19 protein-coding genes and 1 pseudogene are annotated in these 17,183 nt (G+C 68.9%); 6 read left to right on the forward strand and 14 right to left on the reverse strand.

Annotated elements, in window-relative coordinates; translation table 11 throughout:
• Nucleotides 1-2 precede the first annotated feature (2 nt).
• From accD to sphsw_RS14445, 8 genes are all read right to left on the reverse strand, one after another.
• Nucleotides 3-854 (reverse strand): acetyl-CoA carboxylase, carboxyltransferase subunit beta, encoded by an 852-nt coding sequence (accD, locus tag sphsw_RS14410; RefSeq protein WP_031395022.1) that lies wholly within the window; start codon nucleotides 852-854, stop codon nucleotides 3-5.
• Nucleotides 851-1,678, reverse strand: a complete 828-nt coding sequence (gene trpA, locus sphsw_RS14415; protein ID WP_031441223.1) for a tryptophan synthase subunit alpha — start codon at nucleotides 1,676-1,678, stop codon at nucleotides 851-853. The genes accD and trpA overlap by 4 nt, the downstream gene beginning before the upstream one ends.
• Nucleotides 1,675-2,904, reverse strand: coding sequence for a tryptophan synthase subunit beta (trpB, locus tag sphsw_RS14420; RefSeq protein WP_031441224.1), 1,230 nt, complete (start codon nucleotides 2,902-2,904; stop codon nucleotides 1,675-1,677). Before trpB ends, trpA begins: the two co-directional genes overlap by 4 nt.
• A gap of 159 nt (nucleotides 2,905-3,063) precedes the next feature.
• Complete coding sequence (locus sphsw_RS14425; protein ID WP_031441225.1) at nucleotides 3,064-3,699, reverse strand: phosphoribosylanthranilate isomerase; 636 nt, start codon at nucleotides 3,697-3,699, stop codon at nucleotides 3,064-3,066.
• A gap of 91 nt (nucleotides 3,700-3,790) precedes the next feature.
• Nucleotides 3,791-4,465 (reverse strand): orotidine-5'-phosphate decarboxylase, encoded by a 675-nt coding sequence (gene pyrF, locus sphsw_RS14430; protein ID WP_031441226.1) that lies wholly within the window; start codon nucleotides 4,463-4,465, stop codon nucleotides 3,791-3,793.
• Nucleotides 4,465-4,845, reverse strand: a complete 381-nt coding sequence (locus tag sphsw_RS14435) for a LapA family protein (protein WP_042467388.1) — start codon at nucleotides 4,843-4,845, stop codon at nucleotides 4,465-4,467. Before sphsw_RS14435 ends, pyrF begins: the two co-directional genes overlap by 1 nt.
• A gap of 110 nt (nucleotides 4,846-4,955) precedes the next feature.
• The gene (locus sphsw_RS14440) at nucleotides 4,956-7,244 is read right to left on the reverse strand and encodes a patatin-like protein (RefSeq protein ID WP_031441228.1); all 2,289 of its coding nucleotides are present in this window, start codon (nucleotides 7,242-7,244) and stop codon (nucleotides 4,956-4,958) included.
• A gap of 51 nt (nucleotides 7,245-7,295) precedes the next feature.
• Nucleotides 7,296-7,991, reverse strand: coding sequence for an endonuclease/exonuclease/phosphatase family protein (locus sphsw_RS14445; protein WP_031441229.1), 696 nt, complete (start codon nucleotides 7,989-7,991; stop codon nucleotides 7,296-7,298).
• A gap of 381 nt (nucleotides 7,992-8,372) precedes the next feature.
• Between sphsw_RS14445 and sphsw_RS14450 the strand changes: the two genes are divergently transcribed.
• From sphsw_RS14450 to sphsw_RS14460, 3 genes are read left to right on the forward strand one after another with little or no spacing between them, the layout of a single operon-like run.
• Nucleotides 8,373-9,974 (forward strand): flavin monoamine oxidase family protein, encoded by a 1,602-nt coding sequence (locus tag sphsw_RS14450; RefSeq protein WP_042467389.1) that lies wholly within the window; start codon nucleotides 8,373-8,375, stop codon nucleotides 9,972-9,974.
• Between the two features lie 11 nt (nucleotides 9,975-9,985).
• Nucleotides 9,986-10,552 (forward strand): GNAT family N-acetyltransferase, encoded by a 567-nt coding sequence (locus sphsw_RS14455; protein WP_031441231.1) that lies wholly within the window; start codon nucleotides 9,986-9,988, stop codon nucleotides 10,550-10,552.
• A gap of 35 nt (nucleotides 10,553-10,587) precedes the next feature.
• Nucleotides 10,588-11,130, forward strand: a complete 543-nt coding sequence (locus tag sphsw_RS14460) for a RidA family protein (RefSeq protein WP_042467390.1) — start codon at nucleotides 10,588-10,590, stop codon at nucleotides 11,128-11,130.
• A gap of 16 nt (nucleotides 11,131-11,146) precedes the next feature.
• Here sphsw_RS14460 and sphsw_RS14465 read toward each other — a convergent pair whose 3' ends face one another.
• The gene (locus tag sphsw_RS14465; RefSeq protein WP_042467391.1) at nucleotides 11,147-11,719 is read right to left on the reverse strand and encodes a cytochrome b; all 573 of its coding nucleotides are present in this window, start codon (nucleotides 11,717-11,719) and stop codon (nucleotides 11,147-11,149) included.
• 132 nt (nucleotides 11,720-11,851) lie between these two features.
• On the opposite strand from sphsw_RS14465, the gene sphsw_RS14470 reads away from it, so the two are divergent.
• A complete protein-coding gene (locus sphsw_RS14470; protein WP_042467392.1) occupies nucleotides 11,852-12,334 on the forward strand; it encodes a potassium channel family protein in 483 nt (160 codons plus the stop codon).
• A gap of 56 nt (nucleotides 12,335-12,390) precedes the next feature.
• Nucleotides 12,391-13,197, forward strand: coding sequence for a universal stress protein (locus sphsw_RS14475; protein ID WP_031441235.1), 807 nt, complete (start codon nucleotides 12,391-12,393; stop codon nucleotides 13,195-13,197).
• A 10-nt stretch (nucleotides 13,198-13,207) separates the two neighbouring features.
• Here sphsw_RS14475 and sphsw_RS14480 read toward each other — a convergent pair whose 3' ends face one another.
• The 3 genes from sphsw_RS14480 to sphsw_RS14490 are packed head-to-tail and all read right to left on the reverse strand — an operon-like array spanning nucleotide 13,208 to nucleotide 15,242.
• Nucleotides 13,208-14,122 carry a hypothetical protein gene (locus tag sphsw_RS14480; protein WP_031441236.1) on the reverse strand — a complete coding sequence of 305 codons (915 nt, stop codon included), beginning with the start codon at nucleotides 14,120-14,122 and terminating at the stop codon, nucleotides 13,208-13,210.
• Nucleotides 14,123-14,160: 38 nt separating this feature from the next.
• Nucleotides 14,161-14,373 (reverse strand): hypothetical protein, encoded by a 213-nt coding sequence (locus sphsw_RS14485; RefSeq protein ID WP_031441237.1) that lies wholly within the window; start codon nucleotides 14,371-14,373, stop codon nucleotides 14,161-14,163.
• The gene (locus tag sphsw_RS14490) at nucleotides 14,370-15,242 is read right to left on the reverse strand and encodes an SDR family oxidoreductase (protein WP_031441238.1); all 873 of its coding nucleotides are present in this window, start codon (nucleotides 15,240-15,242) and stop codon (nucleotides 14,370-14,372) included. Before sphsw_RS14490 ends, sphsw_RS14485 begins: the two co-directional genes overlap by 4 nt.
• Before the next feature lie 126 nt (nucleotides 15,243-15,368).
• Here sphsw_RS14490 and sphsw_RS14495 point away from each other — a divergent pair, with 126 nt between their 5' ends.
• Nucleotides 15,369-15,803, forward strand: a complete 435-nt coding sequence (locus sphsw_RS14495; RefSeq protein WP_042467394.1) for a DUF3291 domain-containing protein — start codon at nucleotides 15,369-15,371, stop codon at nucleotides 15,801-15,803.
• Between the two features lie 17 nt (nucleotides 15,804-15,820).
• Here the strand turns inward: sphsw_RS14495 and sphsw_RS14500 are convergent, their stop codons facing one another.
• Together sphsw_RS14500 and sphsw_RS19905 are read right to left on the reverse strand one after the other, a co-directional pair.
• On the reverse strand, nucleotides 15,821-16,828 hold the full coding sequence (locus tag sphsw_RS14500; RefSeq protein ID WP_031441240.1) for a zinc-dependent alcohol dehydrogenase family protein: 1,008 nt from the start codon (nucleotides 16,826-16,828) through the stop codon (nucleotides 15,821-15,823).
• Between the two features lie 97 nt (nucleotides 16,829-16,925).
• Nucleotides 16,926-17,183: pseudogene (locus sphsw_RS19905) on the reverse strand (3'-5' exonuclease); the annotation flags it as partial.

Raw genomic sequence — 17,183 nt, forward strand, 5'->3', positions numbered from 1 at the left:
GGTTACGCCGCTTCGCGGGCGCTCAGATAGCCGATGACGGTGCCGAGCTGTTCGCGCAGGTCTTTCCGGTGGACGACCATGTCGATCATCCCGTGTTCGAGATAATATTCCGACGTCTGGAAATCCTCGGGCAGCTTCTCGCGGATCGTGCTCTCGATCACGCGGCGGCCGGTGAAGGCGAGCGTCGCCTTGGGTTCGGCGATCTGGACGTCGCCGAGCATCGCATAGGCTGCCATCACGCCGCCCGATGTCGGATCGGTCAGCACGACGATATAGGGCAGGCCGGCGTCGTGGAGCATCTGGATCGCGACGGTGCTGCGCGGCATCTGCATCAGGCTGAGGATACCCTCCTGCATGCGTGCGCCGCCGCTGGCGGTGAAGATCACATAGGGCACGCGATCCTCGATCGCTGCCTCGACGCCGCGGACGAACGCTTCGCCGACCGCGAGGCCCATCGATCCGCCCATGAAGCCGAAATCCTGCACGCCGACGACGACGCGGTGGCCGTCGATCGCGCCGCGGGCATTGACGAGCGCGTCACGCTCGCTGTTGTCGGTGCGTGCCGCCTTGAGGCGATCGGTGTAGCGCTTCTGGTCGCGGAACTTGAGCGGATCCTCGGGCACCGGCGGCGCGGGCAGCTCGCTGCAGCTGCCTTCGTCGAACAGCTGTGCGAAACGGATCTTCGGCCCGATGCGGTCGTGATGGTCGCATTTCGGGCAGACGTGGAGATTTTCCTCCAGCTCCTTGGTGAAGACCATCTGCCCGCAGCCCTTGCACTTGTGCCAGAGATTTTCGGGCGTCTCGCGCTTGGCGACGAACGGCAGGACGTTGCGGACGCTGTTGAGCCAGCTCATGCGCCGATCTCCATGCGAATTTCCTTTCTTGCGGACGCGACGGCATCGGCGAGAGACGTGATATAGGCGCGGACGGGCTCGGCCGCAGCGGTGCCGTGCTGCGCGACCAGCTCGACGATCGCCGAGCCGACCACGACGCCGTCGGCGACGCGCGCGACGTTCGCCGCCTGCTCGGGGGTGCGGATGCCGAAGCCGACCGCGACCGGGATGTCGGTCTGCGATTTCAGCCGCGCGACCGCGTCCTCGATCGAGGATTGCTGCGCCTGTTGCAGCCCGGTGATGCCCGCGACCGAGACGTAATAGAGGAACCCGCTCGCGCCATCGAGCACGGTCGGCAGCCGGGCCGCGTCGGTGGTCGGGGTGGCGAGGCGGATCAGGTCGATCCCGGCGGCGCGCAGCTGGGGCCCAAGCGCATCGTCTTCCTCGGGCGGCACATCGACGCAGATCACGCCGTCGACGCCCGCGGCAGCCGCGGCCTGCGCGAACCAGTCCGCGCCGCGCCGCAGCATCGGGTTGCCGTATCCCATCAGCACCAGCGGCGTCTCGGGATGGCGCGCGCGGAAGGCGGTGGCGATCGCGAGGATGTCCGCGGTGCGCGTCCCCTGCGCGAGGCTGCGGATGTTGGCGGCCTGGATCGCGGGGCCATCGGCCATCGGGTCGGTAAACGGCATGCCGAGCTCGATCGCATCGGCGCCGCCCGCGACGAGCGCGTCGAGGATCGCCGGCGTCGCGGCGGTCGAGGGATCGCCCGCGGTGACGAACGCGACGAGCGCGGCGCGGTTCTCGGCCGCGGTGCGCGCGAAGGTGGCGGCGAGGCGGCTCAAATCGCCACCCCGAGCGCTTCGGCCACCGTGAAGATGTCCTTGTCGCCGCGGCCGCACAGATTGGCGAGGATGATCTGGTCCTGCCGCATCGTGCGCGCCTTCTTGGTCACTGTGGCGATGGCATGCGATGGTTCGAGCGCGGGGATGATGCCCTCGGTCCGGCAGAGCAGCTGGAACGCGTCGAGCGCCTCCTGATCGGTCGCGCTGTCATAGTCGACGCGGCCGATGTCGCGCAGCCAGGCATGCTCGGGGCCGATGCCCGGATAGTCGAGCCCCGCCGAGATCGAATGCGCCTCGGTGATCTGGCCGTCCTCGTCCTGCAGCAGATAGGTCTTGTTGCCGTGGAGCACGCCGGGGAAGCCGCCCGCAAGACTCGCTGCATGCTGCTTGTCGAGCCCATGGCCCGCCGCCTCGACGCCGAGCATCGCGACATCGGCATCGTCGAGGAACGGGTGGAACAGCCCGATCGCGTTCGATCCGCCACCGATCGCGGCGACGAGCAGGTCGGGCAGGCGGCCGACGCGGTCGAGCATCTGCGCGCGCGCCTCGGTGCCGATCACGCTCTGGAAATCGCGGACCATCTCGGGATAGGGGTGCGGGCCCGCCGCGGTGCCGATGATGTAGAAGGTGTCGTGGACGTTCGCGACCCAGTCGCGCATCCCCTCGTTCATCGCGTCCTTCAGCGTGTGCGCGCCGCTGGTCACGGGACGGACTTCCGCACCCAGCAGCTTCATGCGGAACACGTTGGGCGCCTGACGCTCGACGTCCTTGGCGCCCATGTAGATCACGCAGGGCAGGCCGAAGCGCGCGCAGACGGTCGCGGTCGCGACGCCGTGCTGGCCCGCGCCGGTCTCGGCGATGATCCGTGTCTTGCCCATCCGGATCGCGAGCAGGATCTGGCCGATGCAGTTGTTGATCTTGTGCGCGCCGGTGTGGTTGAGTTCGTCGCGCTTGAACCAGATCTGCGCACCCATGCCAGGTTCTGCGGATTCACGCAGCGCCTCTGTAAGGCGTTCGGCGTAATAGAGCGGGCTCGGGCGGCCGACATAATGTTCGAGCAGGTCGTCGAACTGCGCCTTGAACGCAGGGTCGGCCTTGGCGGCGCGATACGCCTCGTCGAGTTCGAGGACGAGCGGCATCAGCGTCTCGGCGACGTAACGGCCGCCGAAATCGCCGAAATGGCCACGTTCGTCGGGCTGCGCGCGGTAGGAATTGGGAGCGTTCATGCGGAGCGCTTTAGCATTTCGGAAAACGCTGTCACCCCTAGCGTTTCCGATACGCACCACCCCGGCGAAGGCCGGGGCCCAGTCGGGAAGGTCGTGGTGACGGGCAGGACCTGGCAATGTACCGTCCCCAACTGGGCCCCGGCCTTCGCCGGGGTGGTGCTAGAACGCAGCAACCGCCTTCAGAAATGCCGCGATCCTGGCGTCGTCCTTCGTGCCGGGGTCGCTCTCCACCCCTGACGACACGTCGACCAGCTCTGCGCCGGTGCGCCGGATCGCCTCGGCGACATTCGCCGGGTCGAGCCCGCCCGACAGCGCCCAGCGCAGCGGATGCCGGAACCCGTCGAGCAGGTCCCAGTCGAAGCGCAGCCCCATCCCGCCGGGCAGCGCGGCCGAATCGGGCGTCTTGGCGTCGTAGAGGATGCGATCCGCGACACCGACGAACGCGTGCGCGCCGTCGAGATCGCCGCGCGTGCGCACTGCGACGGCGACCCATAGCTCGATCCCGAACCGCGCGCGGATCGCGGCGGCGCGTGCGGGCGTGACCTTGTGGAGCTGCAGCACGTCGAGCGCCGCGGATGCGATCGCCTGTTCGAGCATCTCGTCCTCGGGATCGACGAACACGCCGACCTTGGCGACATGGCCCGGCACGCGCGCGGCGAGTTCGGCGGCCTTGTCGAAGGTCACGTGGCGCGGCGAGGCGGGGAAGAAGACGAAGCCGACATGGCTCGCCCCGTGCCGGATCGCGGCGTCGAGCGTCGCGGGGGTCGAGAGGCCGCAGATCTTGGCGGTAGTCATGGTGTTCCTTAGATCCCGGCGGCCTGTGAATTCCCACATTCTCTGTCAGGATGACGGGGGTAGATCGTCGGGATGACCGTGGACGGCGGGGTCAGAGCGTCGCGGCGATCGCGCGGGCGGCGGTGTCGGGGTCTTCGGCCTGGGTGATCGGGCGACCGACCACGAGGATCGAGGCGCCGGCGTCGAGCGCCGCGCGCGGGGTGACGACGCGCTTCTGGTCGCCGACATGGCCGTCGGGAAGGCGGACACCGGGCACGACGAAGAACCCCTTGGGCCAGATCGCCTTGGCCGCGGCGACTTCGGCGCCCGAGCAGACGATGCCGTCGACCCCGGAGTCGCGCGCCAGTTCTGTCAGCCGTGCGACATGGTCATGCGCGCTGCCGGTGATCCCGGTGGCGGTGAGATCGGACGCATCGAGGCTGGTGAGCATCGTCACCGCAATGACCTTGGTCCCGACTGGCGCGGCGGCCTTCGCATCCTCGAGCATCGCGCGACCGCCGCTGGCATGGACGGTCAGGATCGCGGGGGCGAGCCCGCCGAGCGCCTGCACCGCCTTGGCGACGGTATTGGGAATGTCGTGCAGCTTGAGATCGAGGAAGATCGGCAGCTCGAACTCGGCCATCGCATGCACGCCGGGCTGGCCGTGCGCGCAGAAGAATTCGAGGCCGAGCTTGATCCCGCCGACATGGTGGCGGACGCGACCGGCGATCGCCTTGGCGCGGGCCAGATCGGGGGTGTCGATCGCGACATAGATCGGGCTGCTCATCATGCGACTCCCGGCGGGACCGCGGTCGGCGCGGCGGCGGGCGGGATGGCGGACGCGACTGCCGGTTCCTCAGGGTAGGACGGAGTCGGATAGGACGGGGTAGGGTAGCCCACCGGCGGCACGGCATGCGCGGCGCGCAGGTCGAGGATCGTCCGCTCCGCGGTCGCGAGCCGCTGACGCAGGCGCCAGCGCATCGCGAGATTGTAGAGCAAGGTCGGCAGGAACCCGATCAGGAACGTGACCAGCAACAGCATCGGCAGATTCACGTCGGCGATCAGGCCGCCCCAGAGCCGGATCGGCACGGTCGCCCAGTTGGCGATGGTGAAGACTGCGGCGATGAACGCCAGCAGGCACCAGAACAGGATCTTCAGGAACTGCATGACTTATCCCCTTGCATCCGCCCGGGGGTAAAGCCGCCGTCCGCTTTTGGCCAGCCTTGCGCCAACTTAACCCTGTTCCGGACCGGGCTGGCGGTCGCCGACGGTGCGTTTCAGCCGATCTCGCGGCGCAGATCCGCGAACAGGCCGGGCACAGCGGTCAGCCGTTCCTCCTCCTCGTCGAGGATGGCGAGGAACGCGGCGCGCTTGATCGCGGCGACACGGCCGGGCTTCATCCGCACCGACGGGGGCAGCGTCGAGACGGTGATGTCGATCATCCGTTCGGCACCGTGCAGCCGGCCCCAGAGATAGTCGTTCTCGCGGTAGGCACGGCTGAAGAACGCGCCGAAGCTGTTGAACTGGATCCCTTTCAGCGTCGCCTCCGCCCCGCCCGAGCGAATCGCGACCGCGTCGTCGGGGGCGATCCGGTCGACCTTGATCGGGTCGAATTCGTCGAGTCCTTCACCCTGCAGCAGCGGCAGCGTCGCGGTGTCGAAATAGGGGAAGCCGAGATAGGCGAGCAGCATCGAGCGGCGCACCGGCCGGTCGAGCGCGACGAACGCCTCCGCGAGCCGCACATCAGTCTCGGCGTCGCGGCGGTTGAGGTCGAGCGAGGCGGCCAGCGCGTCGAGCAGCGGCATCGCGTCGTCGCGCAGCGTTCGGACCTCGCGGCGCAGCGCGGCATGCGCATCGGTCCGCTGGCATTCGAGATAGTCCGACAGCGACGCGTAGATCGCGTCGCGGATCGGGGCGAGTGCGACCTCCTCGACCTCGGCTTCGAGCACCGTCAGGCGGCGCGCCATCAGGCGCAATCGGCGGATCCGGAAGCCGAGATCGAAGCGTCGCAGGAACGCGATCGTCGCGGGGCTCGCGCCGCCGCCATGCGCCGCGCCGATCTCCTCGGCGCCGCTCGCCGTCACCGCGGTCGCGATCGCCGCGCGGATCCGGTCCCAGCGCTGCGGCCCGGGTTCGCCGCCGGCGTGGAACAGCAGCGAAGTCAGCGTCTCGACCACGCCCGCGACCTTCAGATGGCCATAGGCGGCATAGCCATAGCCCGCGCTGGCCGCCGCCGCCTTTTGCGCACGCGCGCGCCAGTTGGCGAGCCGCGCCGCGGTCGGGCTGTTGAGGAACAGCGTATGCCCGAACAGCTGCTCGACCTCCGCCTCGACATCGGGGCGGATCGCATCGATGATCGCGCGCATCCGGTCGATCTGCGCCGAGCGCGCGGCGATCGCGTCGAGATTGTCGCGGATCGGCTGCTGGCGGGGCAATTCGCTGATCGCGCCGATGATCGTCTGGAAGAAGCCCGGCGTGCCGTTCTGTGGCGGGAGGCGGAACTTCATTCCCGGCGACGGATCGATATAGACGAAGCGGCGGTCGATCTGGCGGCGCGCGGGGCGTTCCTTCAGCGCGTCGATCGCGGGGCGGAACGGCGCGTTGGCGAGCACCGATCCGTCGATCAGCACGACCTGATCCGCGCCGTTGGTCGCCGACTGGCGGGGCAGGATGCGCTTGAGGAAGGCATCGCGCGACGCCCAAGCCGTCTTGCGATCGGCGAGCACGCCGTCGAGCTCGGCGACCATGAACGGCGGGAACGCACCCGGAAAGCTCGACGTCGCGCGTGCGGCGAAGGCGAGTTCGGGGATGCCCGCCAGGCTGTCGGTCGGCGCGCCATGATCGGAAAAGTCGACGACGACGCGGTGCTCGGTCTCGACCACCTCGGGCGGCGAATTGAGTTTGAGCCGTTCGGGATGGCCGGTGAAATCGGTGACCGTCACGAACAGGTCGAGCGGCTGGCCCGGCGGCAACAGCCGCGGCCCGCGTTCGCTGGCGGCCATCGCGTCGAACGCGTCGAGCAGCAGCCCGGTAAAGGTCGCGCCGCCGAACGGGGGCTCGAACCAGCGCGAGCGGACGAAATGCGACAGCTTGGCCTTCACCTCCTCGCGCGTCGTGTCGTCGAGCGTCTGGACCTTGTCCGCGCTGCGCCCCGCCGCCATCCAGGCGAGCGGCAGGGCCCAGGCCTTCGAGAAGCGCGAATGCGGCGCGGCATGGGGATCGATCAGCGCCTCGACATCGGCCGAGCTCAGCCAGAGATCGGTGAGCGGATCGAGGCTCTGCCCGGTCGCGATCGCCTGGGCGAGGAAGATGCCGTTGATCCCGCCCGCGCTGGCGCCGGCGATGATGTCGGCGAGCACGCGGACCTTGAGCGCACCCTGCGCCTCGATCTCGTCGAGCAGGTCGCGGTAGACCGCCTGGCTGCCGGTCCCGCGGTCACCACCGGCATGATGGCCGTGGCTGGCGCGGACGAGATGCCAGATCTCCTTGGTGATGCCGTGCATGTAGACGGCCAGGCTGATCCCGCCATAGCAGACCAGGGCGAGGCGCAGTTCCTTCTCGCGCACCTGCTCAGCCCCCGACCGGGCAGCGATAAGAGCTGACGGGAACGGTCCGCGTCATGCGGGTTCCAGCGTCGCCCAGATCGGCAGATGATCCGACGCCTTGCGCGCGGCGGCGCTGCTGTGCACGCCGCAGCTAGCGATGCGCAGGTCGCGCGACGCCATGATCCGGTCGAGCCGGGCGATCGCGCGGCGCGAATGGAAGCTCGCGCCGGTATCGGCGAACGCGAAGTCTCGGCCGAAGTCGCGCAGACAGCCCGAGCCCGCGCTCCATTCGTTGAGGTCGCCCATCAGCACGGTCGGGTGGCGGGTCGCGCAGGCGTCGACATGCGCGAGCACCGCCGCCGCCTGACGCCGTCGCCACAGCCCCGACAGGTCGAGATGCATGCCGACGACGCGGATCATCCCGCCCGTGGTCCGCACGTCCGCCATCACCGCGCCGCGCGGCTCGAGCGAGGGCAGGTGGATCGCCTCGCTGTCGACGATCACCGCGGACTTGCGCACCAGCACGACATTGCCGTGCCACCCCATGCTCAGCGCGCTGAGGCTGACGGGGATCGGCTTCCAGTCGCTATGCTCCTCGAGCAGGTGATAGGGCAGCACGCAGGCGCGTGTGCCGAACCGCCGATCCGCCTCCTGCAGCGCGATGACGTCGGCGTCGATCTCGCGCAGCACCTCGACCACGCGTTCGGGGTTCCGGCGGCGGTCGAGACCGATGCCCTTGTGGATATTATAGCTGGCGACCTTGATCATGTGCGCGGGCTTAACGCGGGATGGCGGGTGCGGGTTGCCGCGGGTTCTGCCGATTGCCCCGGCCTGCGCCGTGCATGATGGACGGACCGGCACCGCGCGGCGGCGGAGCGATGGATTGGAATACCGCAATCTCCTTGCGCGTAACAATAGCACCGGGATGCGCGCGAAACAGGACAAAAACTGCTTGCGCGATCGATTCAATTGGGGTGTCATGGGGTCATAACAAAACGCAGGGACGAACGATAACGAGCTGGTGCGGGCAACGCGCCGGTCGCCGGGGGAGTGTGCCGCGGATCCGAGCCAACAGGACGGACGACGCGAAGGTGAGCGACTTTCCAGGGGACGCGCGGTCGAGGCCGCGCAAACGGGGCGGACTCACAGATGATCACGCGGCGATCGATCCTACAGCATATCGGCATGGCGGGCGGCGCGGCCGCGACCTTCGGCGCGATGGAGGCGCTCGGGATCGCGGGCAATGTCGCGGCGGCGGCGCCGATGCCCGATCTGCCCGCCGGCTTTGGCAAGGGGCGGTCGGTGATCGTGCTGGGGGCGGGGATCGCCGGGCTGGTCGCCGCCTATGAACTGCAGCAGGCGGGGTTCGACGTCACCGTGCTCGAGGCGCGCGACCGGGTCGGCGGGCGCAACTGGACGGTCCGCGACGGTGACCGGATCGTGATGGACGGCGAGGCGGACCAGGTCGCGCGCTTCTCCGACGGCGCCTATTTCAACGCCGGGCCGGCGCGGCTGCCGAGCTTCCACCACCGCATCCTCGGCTATTGCGGCAAGCTCGGCGTTCCGCTCGAGGTCGAGATCAATTCGAGCCGCAGCGCCTTCCTGATGGGGCAGAAGGGCGACAAGGTGCGGATGCGCACCGCGATCAACGACACGCGCGGGCATGTCGCCGAACTGCTGATGAAGGCGGTCAACCAGGGCGCGCTCGACCAGAGTCTCAGCGCGGCGGACAAGCAGGCGCTGCTGCCGTTTCTCAAGACCTATGGCGATCTCGACGCGACGGGGCATTTCGCGGGGACGTTGCGATCGGGATTCCAGGCGTTTCCCGATGCGGGCGTCGGCGTCTTCGCGCGACCGCCCGCGCCGATGCCGCTCGACCGGCTGCTCGCCAACGAACAGCTGCCGGCGATGCTGTTCGAGGACAATGTCTACATGCAGGCGACGATGTTCCAGCCGGTCGGCGGGATGGACCGGATCCCCGCGGGGTTCGAGCGCGCGCTGGCCCGCAAGGTGGTGCGCGGCGCGGACGTGACACGGATCCGCAACCGCCCCGATGGCGTCGAGATCGCCTGGCGCGATACGAAGACGGGCGCGGGCCGGATCGCGCGCGCCGATTTCGCGGTCTGCACCATCCCCTTTCCTGTGCTCGCCAAGGTCGATTGCGACTTTGCGAAACCCGTCGCGCAGGCGATTGCGGGCGTGGTGTACGACCATTCGAACAAGGTCGCGTTCGATTCGCCGCGCTTCTGGGAACAGGACCAGATCTATGGCGGCATCTCGTTCGTCGGTGGCGAGACGTCGCTGATCTGGTATCCGAGTGCGGGGTTGTTCAGTCCGCGCGGGATGCTGCTGGCCTGCTATACCTCGGGGGAGCGGGCGGAAGGCTTTGCGAAGCTGCCGATCGCCGACCAGGTCGAGCGCGCGCGCGCGGCGGTCGAGCGGCTGCACCCGGGGCACGGCAAGGATCTGGTCAATGGCGTCGCGGTCAACTGGAACAAGATTCCGTACAGCCTGGGGCCATGGCCGAACTGGTTCGTCGGGATGGCGGGGCATCAGGAGGGTGATATCGATACCGAAGGCTATCGTCTGTTGTGCCAGCCCGCGGGCCGCACCGTCTTTGCCAGCGCCGCGCTGAGCCAGACGCCGGGATGGCAGGAAGGCGCGGTCCAGTCCGCGCATCATGCGATCGCCGCGATCGCGGGGCTTCAGCGTGCCGATCTGGGTGCGCGGCCGGACCGGGTGGCGGCGTGATCGGCATGGTGATGAGCACGGCGACGACGGGCGGGGTGACGATCCGGGCGGCACGGCGCGAGGATGTCCCCGCGCTGGAGCAGCTGATCGCGACGTCGGCGGCGACGTTGGGGCAGGGCTTCTACGCTCCCGATGCGCTGGCGAGTGCGATCCGGACGATCTTCGGGGTCGACACCGATTTGGTCGACGACAGCAGCTATCTGGTCGCGGAGATCGACGGCGCGCTGGCGGGGTGCGGGGGGTGGAGCCGCTTCGCCACGCTGTTCGGCGGCGATCGCTATGCCGACCGGTCCGCCGCGCTGCTGGTACCGGGGCAGGATGCGGCGCGGATCCGTGCGATGTTTACCGCCCCCGGCTTTGCGCGGCGCGGGGTGGGATCGGCGATCATGGCGGCGAGCGAGGCGGCGGCGCGCGCGGCGGGCTTCGACAAGCTCGCGCTGATGGCGACGCTGTCGGGGGTCCCCTTTTACGAAAGCCACGGCTTCGTCGCGGAGCCCGGGATCACCGTCGACGCGGACGGGATCGCGGTCCCGTTCGTGCCGATGACCAAAGCCCTTCACACACCCGACGCGTCCTGACGCGCGGGACCACCGAATATTTGGGAGAGACGACCATGCCAGTGCGACCGATCGTGAACCGCGTCTCGCGCAGACTGACCCGTGCCGGTCTGGGCCTAGCAACGGCGGCGATGCTCGCGACGCCGGCAACCGCGCAGATCGTCCGCCACGCCAATCCCGGGCCGGGACCGTCGCTGATCCTGCAGAGCGTGACCATCCCCGCGGGCGCGGAGACGCTGGTGCTGTCGGGGCAGCTCGCCGCGCCGATCGATCCGTCGAAACCGGTCACCGGCGTCGAGTCGTTCGGCGACACCAGGACGCAGACGGTCAGCATTTTCACGAAGATCAAGGCGATCCTGGCCGAGCATGGCTACACGATGGCCGATGTCTACAAGCTGACGGTGTTCGTTACCGCGGATCCGAAGCGCGGCGACGGCAAGATGGACTTTGCCGGCATGAACGACGGCTTCAAGCAGTTCTTCGGGAGCGCGGACAACCCCCATACGGTCGCGCGGTCGACGGTGCAGGTCGCAGCACTCGCAGGCCCCAATTACCTCGTCGAGATCGAGGCGACCGCGGCGCGGATGCCGCGTCGCTGAGGCGGCGGGGCGGCGGTCAGCCGTCGCCCCGCGCGCCCGACGGCAGCATCCGGTTGCCGATACGGTCGACGAACTGATGCTTCAGCGCGGCGCCGACATGCAGGACGAGCAGCGCGCAGGTCAGCCAGACGAGCAGGCCGTGCGCCTCTTCGAACCCCTCATGCGCGCCGCGCGGCAGGCCGGGGATGAACGGCCAGCTCAAGCCGCCGATCAGCGAGGTGGTGCTGCTGGTCAGCGCGGGCTTGCCCGTCGACAGATACATCCACCCGGTCGCGGGCAGGCCGATCAGGATGACGTAGAACAGCGCGTGGTTGGCGCGGGCGAGCACGCGTTCCCAGGTCTGGAGTGCAGCGGGGAAGGGCGGCGGCGGATTGGCGATCCGCCAGATCAGCCGGGCGATGCTGAGCAGGAGGATCGTGAAGCCGAGCGTCTTGTGCCAGTCGAACCAGCCGGTGCGCAGGTCGCCGCGCGGCATGTCGGCAAAGGTCCAGCCGACATAGAGCTGGATGAAGACCAGCGCTGCGATGATCCAGTGGAACGCGATCGCGCCCAAATTGTAGCGCCGTGCGCCATCGCGTCGTGCCGTCATCTGCTGTCTCCCCGGTCGTCCGGTTCTACGCCGCGCGGCCATCGGCGTACAGTGTTCATCCCGCCTGCACCGGGGCCGCTCTAGGTAGATACCCGCATGGGAAAGCGCGGGTAGCCGCCCTAGGCTCGGCCGATGAACCTCTTCGTCCAGCTCGCGGTGGCGACGGGCATGGTGCTGGCCACCATCCTGGTCCACCTTGCCGGGCTGGCCGGGCTGTTGCTGGTGATCCGGCGGCAGGGGCGCAGGACCGGGGTGCGGCGGCGCTGGCATGACGTGATCGGCATCGTCGGCGCCGCGACCGCGCTGTTCGTCGTCCACGGGATCGAGATCTGGGCCTATGCGCTGCTGTACAGCGGGACGGGCGCGCTCGCCGATTTCGGCACCGCGCTGTATTTCTCGACCTCGACCTATGCGACGATCGGGTATGGCGACGTGCTGCTCGGGGAATCGTGGCGGATCGTCGGCGCGATCGAGGGCGCCAATGGCGTGATCCTGCTCGGCTGGTCGACCGCCTTCTTCGTCGCGATGGTCGCGCGCATCACGATCGTCGAGCGCGAATTCACCGAGCGGCCTGCGACCCCGCAACCCGGGGCGGATCCGTATAAACCGCAATAACGCGCGCCCGCCGGACGGCCTAGCACCGGGGCTGTATCCAACCCGAAAGGCGTCCGATGAAAAACATTCTGGTGCTGGCGCATGACGACGAGGGCCAGGAGGCCCGGCTCCAGGCCGCGCTCGATCTCGGGCGTGCGCTGACGGGGCATATCACCTGTCTCGACGTGACCTATATCCCGCCGATCCTGGGCAACGACTATAGCGAGGCCGGCTATGCGATGGCGGCGGTGCTGGCGGACGAAACGACGCGCGAGCGTGCCAACAAGGTGACGCTCGAGGCTCGGTTCGCGCGCGAGGATGTCGCGTGGGACTGGGTCGATGCGACCGGGGAGGCGGCGGCGTGCATCGTCCGTGCCGCGGCGCTCGCCGACGTCATCGTCCTCAACCGCCGGCTCGACAACCCGTCGGTGATCGACATGCGCCGCACCGCGAGCGAGCTGATCGTCAAGTCGGGCAAGCCGGTGCTTGCGGTGCCGGGCGAGTCCCGGGGGATCGATCTGGCGACCGCACTGGTCGCGTGGGACGGGTCGCCCTGCGCCGCGGCGGCGCTGCGCGCGGCGGTGCCGATGCTCAGGCTCGCGGACCAGGTCACGCTGTTCTCGGTCGACGACGGGGCGATGGCGTCGCCGATCGAGGACGCCGCCACCTATCTGTCGCGCTACGACATCCACCCCGTCATCCGCCGGATCGAAGTCCAGCCCGGCGGCGCGCCCAAACAGCTGCTCGCCGCCGCCGCGAGCGGGCAGTACGGCTATGTCGTGATGGGCGGGTTCGGGCATCTGCGCTTTACCGAAGCGCTGTTCGGCGGGGTGACGCGGACCATGCTGACCAGCAGCCCGATCCCCGTCTTTCTGGCGCATTGATTGAACGGGGTCAGAGCGCCCCGGTCAGCAGCAGCTTGCGGACGTCGTCCTGTACCTGGTTGGCGGCGCCCAGCCGCTCGATCAGCTGCGCGGGACGGCTGCCGCGGAGGCCCGCGACGGTCAGTTCGCCGTCACGGACATAGGTGTAGACGCCGCTGACCGCGAACGCCGCGACATGGCCGATATGTGCCTTCTGTCCGTCGATCGTGGCGGTGAAGCGGTCCGAGGCGAAGAAGCGGCGGCGGGTCATCGGTGTCTCGAAAGCGAATTCGAGGATCGCGACCTGTTCACGCTCGGGCGGCACGGTGTGCGCGACGTCGGGCGCGGGCGGCGCGGGGTCCGCATTGTCGTAGCGCTCGGGCAGATGCAGCCGCAGCTTCAGCACCGCGGGGTCGGCGGCGAGCGTCTCGGCGAACTGCGTCATGAAGTCCGCAAACCCGGCGGCATCGGTGTCGCCGATCCCGAAATGGACGTGCAGCCGGTCGATGCTCTCCCCGCCATTGGGCACCGGGTTGGCGATCCGGTCGACCAGCGTCCGCGACCCCTGCGGCAGCGCATAGGCGACGGTCGCGGCGAACATGTTCTGTTCGTCGGCGAACAGGATCGGGCAGGCGGCGTTGAAAATCTCTTGATCCGCGGCGCTGGCAAAGCCGATCTCGACCCCGCCATCGAGCACATAGTCGTCGAACGGCGCGATCCCGTCGATCGCCGGCCAGAGATGCGCATCCTGCGCGCGATCGAGATGCATCTGGACGTACCAGCCGAGCCCGGGAATGCGCGAGCAGAGCGGTCCGTGGACGTCGCGCCAATAGGTCGCGAACACCTCGTGCGGGACCTGCGGTCGGCGCAGCACCGTCGTGAAGGTGTTGATCGCGATCCGCGCATCGCGTGCGGAATAGTCGGTCGTGACGCTGGGGTCTGACATGGAAGGATCTTTGTTCTGGAGAAATTGGGGGAGCAGCGTCAGCCCTCGCGGAGATCGGGGACGCTGTAGAATGAGGGTTCGTCGTCGGAGGTGCCGCGCGCGAAGACGGCGATGTCGCCCGGCATCACTTCCTGCCGGGCCCACCGGTCCCATCCGATATGGATGAAATCCGGCGGGCCGAAGATGCGCAGCGCGACGCTGTATTCGTCGCCGCGAAACCCGACAAAGTGGAGCGCGGGGCGGGCGCTCACAGCATCGGCATGCCGCCTGTCACCGGCAGCAGCGCGCCCGACATGTAGCTGCCCTCGTCGGAGGCGAGCAGGACATAGGCCGGGGCGAGCTCGCCCGGCTGGCCCGCGCGGCCAAGCGGCGTGTTCTGGCCGAGCGTCTCGAGCTCGTCGCCGCCCTTGGCGATCGGCTGGATCGGCGTCCAGACGGGGCCGGGCGCGACGCAGTTCACGCGGATGCCCTTGGGGGCGAGCAGGTTCGACAGCCCGATCGTCAGGCTCGCGATCGCGCCCTTGGTGGTCGAATAGACGATCATGTTCTCGGTCGCGATCTTCGCCTGCACGCTGGTCGAATTCACGATCGCGGCGCCCGGCTTCATGTGCGGCACCGCGGCCTTGGCGAGGCGGATCATCGCGAAGACATTGGCGGAGAACGCATCCTGCATCTCGTCGTCGTCGATCCCGTCGAGCCCTTCGTTGGTCGTCTGCGCGGCGGCGTTGTTGACGAGGATGTCGAGCTTGCCGAGATCGGCCACGGTGCGCTCGACCAGTGCCGCGCAGTGATCGCGGTCGCGAATGTCGCCGGGCAGCTGGATGCAGCGGCGGCCGGCCTTCTCGACCCAGGCCTTGGTCTCGTCGGCATCGGCCTGTTCCTCGGCGAGGTAGGAGATCGCGACGTCGGCGCCTTCGCGGGCATAGGCGATCGCGACCGCGCGACCGATCCCCGAATCGCCGCCGGTGATCAGCGCGACGCGGTCTTTCAGCAGCCCCTTGCCGACATAGCTGTCCTCGCCATGATCGGGCTTGTTGCGCATCTGGACCTCGAGACCGGGGCTCGGCTGCTGCGGTTCGTTCGGAAAGGACGTGGGGGCGCTGCTGCGGGGATCGCTCATAATCTCGTGTCCTGCGTGGAGTTTAGGGGGGATATGCGGGTCGAACGAACCAGCACGCGCATCGCTCCGCCGTGCAGGGCCGATCGTGCAGTTGCTGGGCAATGCGGGCAGGCGTAGGTGTCGCGCATGGCCTTTATCAGCATCACCCGGCTTCGGTTGCGCACGCTGCGGTTCGTGCCGCTGTTTGCGCTCGATGCGCTGAAGACCAGCGCGCAGGTGCGCCGCGCGGAGGGGTATCTCGCCGGGGCCATCCTGCGCGACCGTGCACTGACCTTCTGGACGATGACGGTTTGGCGCGATGCCGCGGACATGAAGCGCTATATTACCGACGGCTCGCATCTGAAGGCGATGCCGAAGCTGATGCACTGGTGTGACGAGGCCAGCATCGCCCACTGGACTACCAAGACCGCGAACCTGCCCGGCTGGGACGAGGCGGATCGGCGGATGCGCGGGGAGGGGCGGCCGTCCAAGGTCCGGTATCCGAGCGCGGACCACGCCGCGCTCGACTACCGCCCGCCGCGGCTGACCGGCGCGGCACCGATCCCGCCGCGCCGGGGGTGATCACCCGGTCGCTGCGCTTACCATTCGATGCCGATCTTGCCGAAATGCGCGCCGCTCTGCTGAAGCGCGAACGCCTCGGCAAGCTGGTCGAGCGGGAAGCGGCGGTCGACCACCGGCTTGATCCCGGTCGCGTCGATCGCGCGGACGAAGTCCTGCTGTTCCTGACGGCTGCCGACGATCAGGCCCTGGAGCCGCGCCTGCTTGCCCATCAGCGCGGCGGTCGGGACCTCGCCGCTGTTACCCGTCAGCACGCCGATCAGCGAGATGTGCCCGCCGACACGGACCGCAGTGATCGACTGCGCCAGCGTGCCCGGGCCGCCGACCTCGACGACATGGTCGACGCCGCGCCCGCCGGTCCAGTCGACGACCTTGCGTCCCCAATCGGACTCGTCGCGATAGTTGAGCGTGAAATCGGCACCGAGCGCGCGCGCACGGTCGAGCTTCTCATCCGATGACGAGGTGATCGCGACCCGCGCGCCCATCGCCTTGGCGATCTGCAACGCCCAGATCGAGACGCCGCCGGTGCCGAGCAGCAGCACGGTGTCGCCCGCCTTCAGCTTGCCGTCGACGACGAGCGCGCGCCACGCGGTCAGCCCGGCGGTGGTGATCGTCGCCGCCTCGACCGCGTCATAGCCCTTGGGCGTGTGCGTGAAGGCGGTCGCGGGCAGGACGACATGCGCCTGTGCGAAGCCGTCGATGCCGTCGCCGGGCGTCCGCGAGAAATCGCCGATCGTCGGCGTGCCGGTCTGCCAGTCGGGGAAGAAGCACGACACGACCTGATCGCCGACCGCGAATTCGGTCACCCCGTCGCCGATGCTCTCGACCACGCCTGCGCCGTCGGACAGCGGGATGCGCCCGTCCTCGGTCGGCATCCGGCCGGTGACGACGCCCAGATCATGGTAGTTGAGCGAACTGCCGTGCAGCGCGACACGGATCATTCCCGCGCCCGGCACGCCCGGATCCGCACGGTCTTCGCTCTGCAGCGTGTCGAGCCCCGCGGGCGATCGCAGCGTCATGGCCTTCATCGTCAAACTCCTGATGTTCGCGCCCCCAACGGACGAGCCGGGCAAACAGCCGCATGCGAAGTCGGAAGCTTTACCCGATCCCCGGCACGTCCCGACGTCAGACCCGGTGGAGCAGCGCGTCTAGGTCGGCCTCGCCCAGGATGCGGATCGCGCCACCGTCACGGCGATAGGCCTCCGCCTTCAGCCGGGCGGGATGCGTGCGCAGCGCGCGCGCCTGCGGATCGGGGCCGGCGACGAGCAGGATCGTCGTGGTCGCGCCGACCGAGGTCATCACCCGCGCGCCGAGCGCGGCGACACGGTGCGCGAGCGGCCCGTCGCGCGGCTGGCCGAGCAGCGCGATCCGTTCGCCGCGCAA

It is taken from the genome of Sphingomonas sp. FUKUSWIS1, assembly GCF_000733135.1.
Taxonomy (GTDB): Bacteria; Pseudomonadota; Alphaproteobacteria; order Sphingomonadales; family Sphingomonadaceae; genus Sphingomonas; species Sphingomonas aerolata.